This is a genomic window from Pararhizobium sp. (assembly GCF_035497515.1).
Lineage (GTDB): Bacteria > Pseudomonadota > Alphaproteobacteria > Rhizobiales > Rhizobiaceae > Pararhizobium.
In genome coordinates this window covers 1-12,619 of sequence record NZ_DATJDJ010000244.1, presented here as the reverse complement: position 1 = coordinate 12,619, position 12,619 = coordinate 1, and the positions used below count along the sequence as shown (strand labels likewise).

At 61.2% G+C, this 12,619-nt stretch carries 12 protein-coding genes; 6 read left to right on the top strand and 6 right to left on the bottom strand.

Translation table 11 applies throughout. The annotated features are described in order from the left end of the window. A partial coding sequence (locus tag VL202_RS25395) for an FAD-dependent monooxygenase (RefSeq protein ID WP_325466835.1) occupies positions 1–1,519 on the bottom strand: 1,519 nt, incomplete at its 3' end. Continuing rightward, complete coding sequence (locus VL202_RS25390; RefSeq protein WP_325466834.1) at positions 1,520–2,803, bottom strand: Xaa-Pro peptidase family protein; 1,284 nt, start codon at positions 2,801–2,803, stop codon at positions 1,520–1,522. A gap of 237 nt (positions 2,804–3,040) precedes the next feature. On the opposite strand from VL202_RS25390, the gene VL202_RS25385 reads away from it, so the two are divergent. The 5 genes from VL202_RS25385 to VL202_RS25365 are packed head-to-tail and all read left to right on the top strand — an operon-like array spanning position 3,041 to position 7,998. Next, positions 3,041–3,976, top strand: coding sequence for an ABC transporter permease (locus tag VL202_RS25385; protein WP_325466833.1), 936 nt, complete (start codon positions 3,041–3,043; stop codon positions 3,974–3,976). After that, positions 3,973–4,782 (top strand): ABC transporter permease, encoded by an 810-nt coding sequence (locus VL202_RS25380; RefSeq protein WP_325466832.1) that lies wholly within the window; start codon positions 3,973–3,975, stop codon positions 4,780–4,782. Before VL202_RS25385 ends, VL202_RS25380 begins: the two co-directional genes overlap by 4 nt. Continuing rightward, on the top strand, positions 4,779–5,585 hold the full coding sequence (locus VL202_RS25375) for an ABC transporter ATP-binding protein (protein ID WP_325466831.1): 807 nt from the start codon (positions 4,779–4,781) through the stop codon (positions 5,583–5,585). Before VL202_RS25380 ends, VL202_RS25375 begins: the two co-directional genes overlap by 4 nt. Next, positions 5,582–6,460 (top strand): ABC transporter ATP-binding protein, encoded by an 879-nt coding sequence (locus VL202_RS25370; protein ID WP_325466830.1) that lies wholly within the window; start codon positions 5,582–5,584, stop codon positions 6,458–6,460. The genes VL202_RS25375 and VL202_RS25370 overlap by 4 nt, the downstream gene beginning before the upstream one ends. After that, the gene (locus VL202_RS25365; protein ID WP_325466829.1) at positions 6,457–7,998 is read left to right on the top strand and encodes an ABC transporter substrate-binding protein; all 1,542 of its coding nucleotides are present in this window, start codon (positions 6,457–6,459) and stop codon (positions 7,996–7,998) included. Before VL202_RS25370 ends, VL202_RS25365 begins: the two co-directional genes overlap by 4 nt. 56 nt (positions 7,999–8,054) lie before the next feature. Here VL202_RS25365 and VL202_RS25360 read toward each other — a convergent pair whose 3' ends face one another. Beyond that, the gene (locus VL202_RS25360; RefSeq protein WP_158258046.1) at positions 8,055–8,879 is read right to left on the bottom strand and encodes a GntR family transcriptional regulator; all 825 of its coding nucleotides are present in this window, start codon (positions 8,877–8,879) and stop codon (positions 8,055–8,057) included. 50 nt (positions 8,880–8,929) lie between these two features. On the opposite strand from VL202_RS25360, the gene VL202_RS25355 reads away from it, so the two are divergent. Beyond that, positions 8,930–9,055, top strand: a complete 126-nt coding sequence (locus VL202_RS25355) for a hypothetical protein (protein ID WP_325466828.1) — start codon at positions 8,930–8,932, stop codon at positions 9,053–9,055. A gap of 180 nt (positions 9,056–9,235) precedes the next feature. Here the strand turns inward: VL202_RS25355 and leuD are convergent, their stop codons facing one another. The 3 genes from leuD to VL202_RS25340 form a co-directional block, all read right to left on the bottom strand. Continuing rightward, entirely contained in the window at positions 9,236–9,856 is a 621-nt protein-coding gene (gene leuD, locus VL202_RS25350; RefSeq protein WP_325466827.1) for a 3-isopropylmalate dehydratase small subunit, read from the bottom strand. Then, complete coding sequence (locus VL202_RS25345) at positions 9,853–11,268, bottom strand: 3-isopropylmalate dehydratase large subunit (RefSeq protein WP_325466826.1); 1,416 nt, start codon at positions 11,266–11,268, stop codon at positions 9,853–9,855. Before VL202_RS25345 ends, leuD begins: the two co-directional genes overlap by 4 nt. Before the next feature lie 206 nt (positions 11,269–11,474). Further along, on the bottom strand, positions 11,475–12,619 hold a 1,145-nt coding region (locus tag VL202_RS25340; RefSeq protein ID WP_325466825.1), incomplete at its 5' end, for an aldehyde dehydrogenase family protein.

The following is a 12,619-nucleotide window of genomic DNA, read 5'->3' as shown; positions in this document are numbered from 1 at the left end:
TCCGCTCGACGCGAACCGGCACCCCCGCCTGTGCGAACGCATCGATAAGGCTCGGCAGTTCGGTCGTTTCGTTCGCAAGGATCAGCAGCACAAAAATGTCCCCTACGAGATCGAGCGTGCTGCGCCCATCGTCAAGCCAGGCGTGTGGCGCACGCGATCCCGGCCAAGTGGATGGCGTGAGCCGCGACGGGTCGTCAGCGGGCTCGAGCGTGCCATCGGCGACAATGATATCCGAGGCCACATAGCGATACCCCAGATGAACGCCAGCGCTGCTAAACTGGCGCGAAAGCCAGCGGATTTTGCGCCCGAGTTCGGCGCGATCGAGCGCCGCGGCTTCGCCCGGCAGGTCAATGCCTTCGGGCGTCTCGTCCATCACCATGTCGGTCTTGTCGGAATTGGTCGCCGACACGATGCTGTTGCGGACCGCGATGGGTTTGCGCTCGCGCTCATAGCTGTCGAGCAGGCGAGGCCCGCCCCAGCCCTTCAAGACGGCCTCCAGTTTCCAGGCCAGGTCGCACGCATCGCCGATGCCGGTATTCATGCCGACGCCGCCGGTTGGCGCAAACAGATGCGCGGAATCGCCGAGCAGGAAGACTCTATCGTCCCGCCACTTTCGGGCCACGGATTGATGATGGCTCCAGTGCGTGATGTTGAGCAACTCGAAATCGAAGGGCTTGCCCATGGCGCGAAACAGGATCGCCTCCGGATCGATCGGTTCCGCCTGTCGGGCCGGGTCCAGGAAATAATATTGAAAATTCCATAGCTCCTCACCGTCGATGGCCGTGAAAACGCCGAAACAATCTGGTGTGAAGACGAAATAGAGATTGGCCAGGCCGCGGCCATGCACTTCGAGAAAGTCCTTGCTGCGGAAAAACAGACTCACATTTGAGCGCATCTTGCCGCGCCCGTTGCGGCGAATGCCGAGCTGGCGACGGATGGGGCCGACGCCGCCCTCGCAATTGGCCAGATAGAGTGCCCTGATGTCCTTTTTCACGCCGGTTTCGATATGGACGACATGGCCGGTCACGCCGTCAGCATCCTGCGTGAACCTCTCGCAACGCCAGCCCTGGCGAAGGTCGATGAACGCGCCGAGTTCGGCGACCTTGGCCAGCAATACGGGCTCCAGCGCCTGCTGCCCGATCTGGGTTTTGCCATAGGGCGACCAGCGCATTTCGGCGAAGCGCGCCGCAGCGACCGGATCGCGCGTCATCATTTCGCGGATGGAGGGAGACTGCACACGGTACAGTTCCTGGCCCGCCAGCCGGGTCGTGAAGATGATATAATATGGATTGTCCGCTGGAATCGCCGCGTCATACACCGACCGGTCCATCCCCCACCGCCGAAACAACTCCATCGACCGCGCGCCAAGCAATGTTGCCTTGGGGTGCGCCATCGGTTCGGAGCGCTCCTCGATAACGATGCTCTTGATGCCGCGATGCGCCAGATCGATTGCCAGCGTGAGCCCGACTGGGCCGCCTCCAACAATGAGAACGGGTGTCATGATGCTGGAAGCGCCCATCTAGGAACCAACGTCCGATAATGGCCGCCCAGGTTTGACGCGCAAAGACACGTCACAGCTCGTAAAAGGCTCCACGCCGGTCGCCGTGACCCGGAGTTGGTCCTCGACGTGGATCGCGCCCCAGCCAAGCTCGCGATAGGGCATGTCGATGGTGAAAACCATGTTTTCCAGGAAAACGAACTCGCCCTGTCCGCCGGGGAGCTGCGGGCCAACGGGAAGCGGGTGGTCCGAATGTTCAAGGCCGACCGAATGCGGTGTTGCAAACAAATAGCCCGGAAAGCCCGCTTTGTGGATAGCATCGATCAGCGCGGTCGTAACCGCGTTGCCCGTGACGCCGGGCTTAATCATCTTGTACGCGACCTCGCAGCCGATCTCGACCGCTCGCATCCGCTGCAGCAACTCCGCGCTCGGCTCTCCACAAATAGCCACCCGGCCGAGATCGCCATGGTAGCCGCGCAGTTCGCACAGCGCATCAAAGGTAATCGAATGGCCTTCGACAACCACGTCGGTGGTTTGCGATGGGACGAGCTGGCCACAGGCGAGATAGATCGCGCGGCCGCCACCGCGGGCAATCTCGACATTGTAGATGGATTGCAATTCGGTGAAGGTCATGCCCGGCGATAGGGCCGCCAGCACGGTCTCCATCGCCTGCTCGTTCAGCCGTGCCGCTGCACGCAACCGGTCCAATTCATCGCGCGATTTAACCATCCGCACCTCGCGGAAGATATTGAGCGCGTCGCGGACCTCGACATCCGGCATCCCTATCTCTTCCAGCCACGGGCCGATGCGTGGATCGTCACATCCGATGACGGCGCGCTCGAGGCCGGCGTCTCGCAGGGCCTGCTTGAGCGCGTAGAGCGGATTTGCCGCGTGGCCGCCGCGCGCGGCTTCGATCCGGCTGAGATAGGCTTCGTCGGATTGGGAGATGCCTTCCGGCCGGATTGGCCAGCGCATGACGTCGTCGACCGCTTCCGGATCCTCCACATCGGGATCAAAATCGCGCCGGTCCTTGTGGATTGGATGGAGATAGGCCCGGATATTGGGCATCCAGGTCGCATCCGGGCTTCTGGCGAGGCGATGATATTCGATGCCGTTGACGATCAGCGCGGCTGGCGCCTCCGCACGCCGCGGCAGCAGCGCATAATTGTAGAACAGTCGCCCCATGCGCATCAGGGGCCCTCGATAGTCACTGAGATACTCGATGTTGATCGGCGTGACCGCGACGAGTGCGTCCAGGCCATGGCGGTCCATCACCTCATTGGCGCGTTCCCTGTTAATCAGCATGTTGCAATCGAACTCCCAAATTCGAGTTGACTTAATAGTAATACATCTAATATGTCAATGGCCAGGGCTGCGGCGCACGTTAGGGCAATATTTATGGCGCGACTTGGGAACGCAATCGCCTTGGGCGCGGCTTCCGCGGTGCCGCAGGTGCGCGGGATGATATGGCCGCAATGATGCCCGAAGATGTCCTCCTGATGATCCGAAAGTGCCCACGCGTTGCGTAATCCGGGGGGCGTTTTGTCGAACTTGCTGCGGCGGGCAGCAACAGGTGTCCGCGATCTCGCCCTGGTCACCTTGGCGACGACGACGGTTCTGTTCTTCCTCATTCGCCTGACCGGCGACCCGTCGGTGATGATCGCCGGTGAAAGCGCGACCCCGGCGCAGCTCGCTCAAGTCCGCGCGGCATATGGTTTCGATCGCAGTCTGATCGAACAATATCTGGTGTATGCAGGGAAGATACTGCATTTCGATATGGGCGTGTCGTTGCAGGACGGCCAGTCGGCAATCCACAAAGTCTTGCAGGCCTATCCGGCGACTCTCATGCTGGCGGCAGCGGCGATTACCGCCAATATCGTAATTTCCGTACCTATCGGCGCTTGGCTTGGTCAGAGCAGAGGCGCGGCAGCGCGGGTCGTTCGAATTGCCTTGAATGTCCTGCAAGGCATGCCCGGATTTGTCTCCGCTCTGTTGCTGGTGAATATCTTCGCGGTCGGCCTCGGATGGCTCCCGTCGGTGGGATATGGTCGACCCGAAACGTTGATTTTGCCGGTAGTTTCGGTCGTCTCGTTCATGGCGCCGAAGCTCATTCGCGTCATTGAAGCCAATACCAGCGCTGCGCTGCGCTCCAATTTCGTACGTACGGCACGATCGATTGGCGCGTCAAACCGACAGATCCTTTGGCGCCATGTCCTGCCGAATGCCTTATTGGGGGCCATCGCCCTGATCGGCGCCGAAATCGCCGCCATGCTGACGGGCCTCGTGATCATAGAAACAATTTTCGCCTGGCCAGGTATCGGCTGGTTGCTGGTGCAATCGACGCTCAACCTGGATTTTCCTGTGGTTCAGGCGATCGCGCTGGTGATGGTGGTCAGCGTCTTCCTGGCCAACGCGGCGACCGAAGCCCTGCAAACTCTGGCGGACCCGCGCCTGCGGACCAAGGGGCGACCGGAATGACGATCCGCCCGCACTGGACGACCCTTTTAATGGCGATCGTCGCAGGATTCTGTCTGTTGGTCATCCTGTTCGGCGGGCTGATCGAGACCGTTCTCGACCCTCGGGCCATGGACCTCGACTGGCGGTTGAGTCCGCCCCTCACCCATGGCTTTCTTCTGGGCTCCGACGCCTTCGGCCGCGATGTTGCCGCTCGAATGCTTGCGGGTCTGCGCTGGTCGGTCAGCATTGCCACGCTGGCGACGCTCATCGCCTCCGTGATTGGCGTCACGCTGGGTCTCGTGGCCGCGCGGCGCGAATCCTGGCTCAGCACATTGCTGCGCCAAATCACGACCTTCACACAAGCCTTTCCAGCCTTCGTGCTGGCCGTGACCGTCATCGCCATTCTTCGCGGCAATGGAATCCAGGCGGTCGTGCTGACACTCGGGCTGATCACCTGGCCGGTGTTCGCGCGCGTCGCCTATGCCGAAGGCCAGGCCATTTTTCAGCGCGAATATGTTCTGGCTGCCGCAATGATGGGCATGTCGCGCATGAGGCTATATCTGCGTCACGTGTTGCCGGGTCTCGTTCCGTCGCTGTCGGTGCTGATCGTCTTCCACTTCGCCGAAATGATCATCGCCGAAAGCGCGCTTTCGTTTTTGGGGATCGGCACGCCGATGGGCGCACCCACTTGGGGCGTGATGTTGAGCGAGAGCCAGACCTATATTCGCGATGCGCCCTGGCTGCTGATTGCGCCCGCAGGTGCCATCGTCACCCTCATCATGACCGCCCATCTCTTTGCCCAGCATCTGCGGACGCGCGCGCCATGACGCTGCAACCTTTCCTGGAGGTGCGAGATCTGACGATTGCGGTCGACACGCCCGCCGGCCCGCACTCACTGGTTGATGGGCTGAGCCTGGCGATAGACAGCGGTGAGATTCTGGGCTTGGTGGGTGAGAGCGGGTCGGGCAAGACGTTGACTGCCTTTGCGGTTGCCGGACTCCTGCCATCGTCCGTACGGGTCGCCGCCGGCGAAATCATTCGTGCCGGAGTGCGAGTGGACAAGCTGAGCGAAGCCCAGGGGCGACCCATGCAGGGCCGTGACGTCGGCGTGGTGTTCCAGGATCCGCTGTCCTCCTTCAATCCGGTGCGGACGATTGGCTCGATCTTGATCGAATCTGTCCGGCGGCATCAGGGGTTGGGGGCGGACGAGGCCCGCGATCGCGCGATCGTCGCGCTGCGGGATATGCGTCTGCCCGGTGAGAACGCCTCTATCGACTGTTATCCGCACATGCTGTCGGGTGGCCAGCGCCAGCGCGCCATGATCGCATTGGCGCTCATCAATCAGCCGGGCTTGCTGATCGCCGATGAACCGACGACGGCGCTTGATCCAACGGTTCAACTCCAGATTCTTGCCGTGCTCAAGCGCGAGAGCGCCGAACGCGCCTGCCTCCTCATCACCCATGATCTCGGCGTTGCCGCGGCCATTTGTGACAGGATCGCGGTGCTGAAGGACGGTCGGCTGCTGGAAACTGGTCCCACCGAGCGCATCCTTTCCGCGCCGGAACATCCCTTTACCCGTGAACTTATCGACAGCGCTCCATCCCGGCGCAGCCTGATGGAAAAGCTATGAGAGATCCGCTGTTGGAGGTTGAGGCGCTCAGCATCGTCTATGGCCATGGAAAGAACGCCCACGCGGCGGTGGACGATGTCAGCTTTCGCGTCATGCCGAGCGAAATTTTGGCCATCGTCGGTGAATCGGGTTGCGGAAAGTCCAGTCTCGCGCGCGGCGTTGCCGGAATTGTTACCCCGGCGTCGGGCAGGATATTGCTCGACGGCCAACCGATCCGCGATCTTGAAGGTGCAGCCGCCTTGGCCGCGCGCCGAGCCGTGCAGATGGTGTTCCAAGACCCGGATGCCAGCCTCAATCCAAGCCATACCGTCAGCGCGATCCTGCACGAACCGCTGATCGTCACCGGTTTTGGCAGCCTGGCATCGCGGCACGCCCGCGTTGCGGAGCTGATGGCACTGGTGCGGCTCGACGCTTCCTTGCTGGAACGCCGTCCCTCCGGACTGTCGGGCGGCCAGAAGCAGCGGGTGGCGATCGCCCGTGCCTTGGCCATGGCGCCGCGCCTATTGATCGCGGACGAGGCGCTTTCGGCACTCGATCTTACGGCGCAAGCGCGTATGGCGGCGTTGTTTCTCGACATTCGCGACAGGCTGGGCGTCGCTCTGCTATTCATATCGCATGACATGCGCATGGTCGCGCAAATCGCCGACACCGTCTGCGTCATCAAATCCGGCCGCGTCGTGGAATATGGTCCGGTCAAAGATGTGATGATGGCGCCCAAATCAGCATATACGCGCCTGTTGCTCGCCGCGGGGCTCGATCCAAAGGCGGCGCTCGGCGATCCAGTCTTGCTCGCCGCGCTCGCCGCAGGTGCTTTGGATGATGTCGACTCGGCTGTTGCGCGGCTGCTCGAAAGCCCCGGAGAGGCTGGTTTATGAACGACCGTCTTCGCTGGCCGATCTGCACTTTGCTCGCGTGCATGGCGCTGCTCTTCGCAAGCTGTTCGCCCAATCCGCCCCCACGCATCGACGAGGTGCGCATCGCCGTCGGCTCGCTGCCGCCCAGCCTTGCCAACCCGTTTCGCGGCAACGGCCGACCTGGTTCGCTCGTCTGGTCGGCCGTTTTCGATGCTCTGACTCGCTTTGACGAGAAGAACCAATTGCAGCCGGGGCTGGCAACGCATTGGGAACTGGTTTCGCCAACGGTTTGGCGCTTTACCCTGCGCGACGGCATTTCCTATTCCGACGGCTCCGTCTTCGACAGCGCAGCCGTGGTCGCCGTGATGGATTGGCTGAAATCCCCGGCCGGACAGCGGACCATGATGGGCCGCGAACTGCGCATCGTGAAGAATACGCGGGCGCTAGGACGTCTCGCAGTGGAGATCGAGACCGAGGTGCCCGACCCGATCCTGCCGCGACGCATGACGGCGGTCTATATGGTAGAACCGAAGGCATGGGCAAAGCTTGGTCCAGATGCGTTCGCCCAGCGGCCGGTCGGCACCGGCGCCTTCATGCTGACCGATTGGAACCCGCGGCGCCGTCAGCTGACCATGAGTCGCAATCCGACGAGCTGGCGCAACACCGTTCTCCAACGTGTGATCCTTGTCGAATTGCCCAACGGGGCCTCTCGAACGCAGGCGCTTTTGTCGCAGGATGTGGATGTCGCATTCGTTGATCTGGAAGACACGCCAAGGTTGAAGCGCGACGGTATGCGCGTTCTGACAACGCCGTCAGACCAAGTGAAGGCCTTTACGTTCCGGATTACGGGCGGCGACCCCAAATCGCCCATTCAGGATGTGCGCGTCCGCCGGGCGCTCAACTATGCCATCGACAAGGATGCCATATCGAAATCGCTGCTCGATCGGCCGGCACCGTCCGGACAGCCCGCTTCGCGTGGATCATTCGGTTATGACCCGACCATTCCGCCCTATCCCTACGACCCGTCCAGAGCCCGCGCGCTGCTTGCCCAGGCCGGTTATCCCAAGGGCTTTCCGCTTGTCATGAGTGTGTTGAAGAACACCGCGCCGGGCGATGACATGGTTGCGCAGGAGGTCGCGGAATATTGGCGTCAGGTTGGCGTGCCGACCACTCTGAAGGTCATTACCTACCCCGAATTCAGCCGCAAATATGCCATGAATGGCTGGACCAGCGATGTCATCTCGGTCTCGTGGAACACATATCAATATCACGACGTGACGCGGCCGATGGAGGATTTTTCCTGCAACCGTGCCAAACCTTTTTTCTGCGACCCGAAGATCACCGCCCAATTTGAAGTGGCCAAACAGATCCTTGACGATCGCGAACGCCTGATCGCTTATCAGGCGTTAGGCCGCGCCTATCGCGACGCCGCACCGAGCGCCTTCATCGTCGAGCATCGCGACGTCATCGCGTTCAACCCCCGCCTGACGAACTTTCGCATGCGACAGCGGGTGCCGGATTATGAGATAATGCGATGGACGTCGCGGCGCGAGCGCTGATCCGCCCTGCCAGTCCGCGCGCAATCGTTGCCCCATGACCATGTTTATCGACGAACCTAATGGACATGGCGCCAGTGCGGACCGGTCGCGTTGCGGTCGCGCCTCAGCATCATATGATATTCATACCGGCTTGGGACGTACAGGCTTTGCTGAAACAGCAGGCCCGCGCCATCTTCTCGTTTAACCGTTCGATTCAGCCGGATCAGCGGTGCGCCGATGTCCACGCCGAGGGCGGCGGCAGCGGCATCGTCCGCGGCGACGGCGCTCAGCGTTTGCTCAGCCGAATGCGCGTGCACTCCATTCTCCTCCAGAACTTGTATCGACAGCTTACTGGAAATATCCACTTCATTGAAATATTTGCCGAAACTTGGCGCAATCCATACGGTGGTCAGAGAAAATGGCTCGCCATTGTTAAAGCGGAGGCGCTCCAGGCGCAGCGCGACATCGTCCGGCCCGAGTCCAAGCGCCCGCTTGGGGAGGGTGGGTGGCACGTGCCACCCGAAGGACAGCGTCTTCGCCGTCGTATGAACTCCGATCGTGATCAGGTTCTCGAGCACGCCGTTGAGCGATTTCGGTGAATGATCGTCCGTCCGCTCGACTGGATAGGTGCCGACGCCCCGTCGACGACTGACGAGGCCGTCATTTTCGAGGAGCGAAAGCGTTTTTCGGACCGTGACGCGCGAAACGGCAAATCTGCGGGCCAGTTCGAGCTCCCCGGGAATCGGCTTCCCCGGCGGAAACTCCCCGTCGAGCAATTTCCGGGACAGCACGACGTGCAGTTGTTGATAAATGGGAAGGTTGCCGCGCTGGCTGAATGAATATTCGGACTTTTCGTCAACAGTATCCGCGTCCACCGCCGGCTTCTGGAATTCTTTCGTCATATTCGCTCCTAACGTCCGGAGGTAAATATACATAGAAGTGGGGAAACGCCATGAACAACGCACGCATGGCCATGGCAAGGTGGCAACCCGGCGCTGCGCTCGATATCGGCCTGGATAAGCCGAAAATCGAGAGCAGAACGGCCCGGCCCGTTTCGTCGCTTTCTCTCATCGCTTGAGATATTCCGGCTGTGGCACAGGCCGGTCCATCGATAACCAGGCGGGGCTGAGCATCACAGGGTCGGGGATATGCTGGCGCTCCGACCTACGCAGATTCCCTGCCATCTTGCGTGGCATATCGACCCGCTCCGCTGCCGGGCGCAGAAAACTGACACCCGCCGCAGGCGGGATGGCGCCGCTTATGCGTCGCGTTCCAGATAAATCCATGGGCGCTCTGCACGGTCCGCGTCGCGCCAGGCGGTAATGCGGTCACGATATTGCAGGGTCAGATCAATCGCGTCCCAGCCGTTGAGAAGCATCAGGCGACTGTCGTTCTCCAGTTCAAAGGGGAACGGGCCGACGCCGGGTGCGCCAACCGTCATCGCATCCAAATCGACGGTGACGCTCGCTTCACCGACATCGCCCAGCGCACATAGCTGTGCAAACGGCAATTGCACCGGAACCAGACCATTGCGAATGCAATTGCTTCGAAAGATCGGATTGAACGACGGCGCGATCACGGCGCGAAAGCCATATTCGCGCAGCGCCCACACGGCATGCTCCCGGCTCGACCCGCAGCCGACATTCTGACCCGCGAGCAGGATTTGTGCAGTGTCATAGGGCGCACGATTCATCAGGAAATCGGGTGATTTTTCGCGGCCGCCCACTGACGTGTAGCGCCAGCCCGCGAATAACCCATCGGCAAGACCGGTTTTGCCCACCGTCTTCATTTCTCGCGATGGTATGATGATATCGGTATCGATGTTATCGAGCAGCAACGGCAGGGAGACCGCTGTCAATCGGGTAAAGGCCTCGCTCATAGGGCGACCTCATTCTTGAACGAACGCGGATCGACGATATGCCCCGCAATCGCCGACGCCGCGACCGTTTCGGGAGAGGCGATATGGGTGCGCGTGTCCGGCCCCTGACGACTCTCGAAATTGCGATTGGTGGTCGAAATCACCCGCTCGCGCAGGCCAAAGCTTTCGCCGCCGGCAAAGAAGCACATCGAGCAGCCCGGCTCGCGCCATTCAAAACCGGCCTTAATGAGCGTTGCCGCGATACCTTGCTGTTCGGCGGCAAGCTTGACCGCTTTGGATCCGGGGACACAGATCGCGCGGACGCCTTTGGCGACCTTGCGGCCCTTTACGATCGCTGCGGCGCGGCGCAGGTCCGACAGCCGGCTGTTGGTGCACGATCCGATGAACGCCGCATCGATCGGCTCCCCGGCCACCGCCATCCCGTCCGCCAGCCCCATATAAGCCAGCGAGCGGCTGTGGTTGGCGGCGGTTTCGCGCGGATGGCCGACATTGTGTAGCGGGATCGAAGCGGTGACGGGAATCGATTGTTGCGGGCTGGTCCCCCAACTGATCATCGGCGCGACGGTCGCGGCATCAATCGTGATCTCGCGGTCGAACGTCGCATCGGGGTGGCTTGCCAGCGTGCGCCAATGCGCCACCGCCTGCTCCCACAGCGCATCCCTGGGGGCAAATGGGCGGCCCTTCAGCGCGCTGAGGCTGACATCGTCAGGCGCGATGATCGCGCAAAAGGCGGACATTTCGGTGGCCATGTTGCACAGCGTCTGGCGCTGTTCGATATCGAGCGCGGTAATTCCCTCACCCGCGAACTCTACCACATGGTCCTGCGCGCCTTGGGATCCGATCAGCACGATGATGTGAAGCGCAAGATCCTTTGCACCGACTCCGTCCGCCAATCGGCCCGTCACCGTGACGCGCATCGTCGCGGGCTTGCGAACCCGCAACGTGCTGGTGGTCAAAGCATGTTCGGCTTCGCTGGAACCGATCCCCCAGGCCAGCGCACCAAAGGCACCCTGGGTGCCTGTATGGCTGTCCGGGCAGACAAGGGTCGCCCCCGGCAGCACGATCCCCTGTTCGGGCGAGATGACGTGGCAGATGCCCTGGCGGTCGTCATGAAGGTCGAACAACCGGATTCCGGCAGCCTTTGCGGCGGCGCGTGTTTCGGTGATGAACGCCTTGCCGGTGGGCATCAGCGTGTCATCGGACCGGCCCGGCAACGTATCGACAATATGATCCATGACCGCAAACGCCTGCGCGGGGGCGAGTATGTGCCGTCCGGCAGCGGCCAACCCCTTCAGCGCGACGCCGCCGGTCCGCTCATGCAACATCACCCGGTCGATCGCGATCAAGCCGATGCCATCGCCGATGTCGGCGATCTGATGTTGCCGCCATAGAATTTCAAATAGCGTGTCCATTCGATTTCATCGGTCCGTTTATTTGTTATATATTTATACCAATTATGGCGTTCGACCATGTTTCGTCAAGACGTCGGCAAAGGAATGGGACCGGCGGATCAGCCAGTCAGGCCATCAATGTAAAAGCCGAACTACATCCTCCGGAGGCCGATCCGCATTGGATTGAGATTCGCCCGGTGATCCGAACCGACAAACTGCAATCTCGTTCAATTCGCCAGCCCAAGCTTCCTGAGTGTCAACGGGCGGCGGGGGATGCTCACAGTTTTCTGGCGCGTGTAAAACGCCTCGCATGCCTTGCCGCCATCGGCGCCCACGCCCGAATCCTTGTATCCGCCAAAGGGCGCGCGCAGTTCCCGCATCATCGGCGTGTTGCACCACACGATGCTTGCCTCGATCCGCTCCTGCGCTTCCATGATCCGGGCGATGCTTTGCGACCAGACATAGGAAACCAGCCCAAAGCGGCTCTGATTGGCGATATGATAGGCTTCTTCATCGGTATCGAAGACGATGAACGCGGCAAATGGACCGAAAATTTCTTCCTGAGCGATCCGGCTGTCATTCGTGGTTTCAACCAAAGTCGGCTCGAAATAATAGCCCTTGTCGAATCCCGGCATCCGGCGTCCGCCCGTCAGCACGCGATCGGTGCCGCCCGCATCCGGCACGAAGCTCATCACATGTTGCATGTGGCGCTGCGACACCAGCGGCCCCAATTCGGTTGCCGGATCGCGCGGGTCGCCAATGCGGATTGCCTCCGCACGGGCAATGAAAGCTTCGACGAAACGCTTGGCAATTCCGCGCTGCACCAGAATACGGGAACCCGCCAGGCATTGCTGGCCATTGTTGGAGAAGATGCCCAGCAAGGCACCGTCCAACGCCTGCTCGAAATCGGCATCGTCAAAGATGATGTTGGCGGATTTCCCGCCCAGTTCCACCGTCGCCGGCTTCAAATGCTCGCCCGCGGTTCTCATGATGATCCGGCCCGTCTCGGTGCCGCCGGTAAAGGTGACGACATTGACATCGGGATTGCGGATCAGCCGGTCTCCCGTCGTCATTCCGCGGCCATTCACCAGATTGACCACACCTTCCGGGATTCCGGCGTCACCCAGAAGAGAAACGAGCAGACTGATGCCCAGCGGCGCTTGCTCGGATGGCTTCAGAACACAGGAGTTTCCAAACGCGATCGAAGATGCAATTTTCATGGACCCAAGCGCGATGGGCGAGTTCCAAGGCGAAATCAGCGCCGCGACACCAACCGGCTCACGGCGCACCATCGTCAGATAATCCGGGTTTTGCTCATAAAGTTCCCCGACATTTTGCCCTATATAATCCGCGAAGAAGCGGAAGTTTTCGG

What these genes read in the sequence shown, in the direction of transcription:
- VL202_RS25370 (WP_325466830.1), top strand. Translation starts at nt 5,582, where the DNA reads ATGAGAGATCCGCTGTTGGAGGTTGAGGCGCTCAGCATCGTCTATGGC.
- VL202_RS25390 (WP_325466834.1), bottom strand. Translation starts at nt 2,803, where the DNA reads ATGCTGATTAACAGGGAACGCGCCAATGAGGTGATGGACCGCCATGGC.
- VL202_RS25380 (WP_325466832.1), top strand. Translation starts at nt 3,973, where the DNA reads ATGACGATCCGCCCGCACTGGACGACCCTTTTAATGGCGATCGTCGCA.
- VL202_RS25375 (WP_325466831.1), top strand. Translation starts at nt 4,779, where the DNA reads ATGACGCTGCAACCTTTCCTGGAGGTGCGAGATCTGACGATTGCGGTC.
- VL202_RS25365 (WP_325466829.1), top strand. Translation starts at nt 6,457, where the DNA reads ATGAACGACCGTCTTCGCTGGCCGATCTGCACTTTGCTCGCGTGCATG.
- VL202_RS25345 (WP_325466826.1), bottom strand. Translation starts at nt 11,268, where the DNA reads ATGGACACGCTATTTGAAATTCTATGGCGGCAACATCAGATCGCCGAC.
- leuD (WP_325466827.1), bottom strand. Translation starts at nt 9,856, where the DNA reads ATGAGCGAGGCCTTTACCCGATTGACAGCGGTCTCCCTGCCGTTGCTG.
- VL202_RS25360 (WP_158258046.1), bottom strand. Translation starts at nt 8,879, where the DNA reads ATGACGAAAGAATTCCAGAAGCCGGCGGTGGACGCGGATACTGTTGAC.
- VL202_RS25355 (WP_325466828.1), top strand. Translation starts at nt 8,930, where the DNA reads ATGAACAACGCACGCATGGCCATGGCAAGGTGGCAACCCGGCGCTGCG.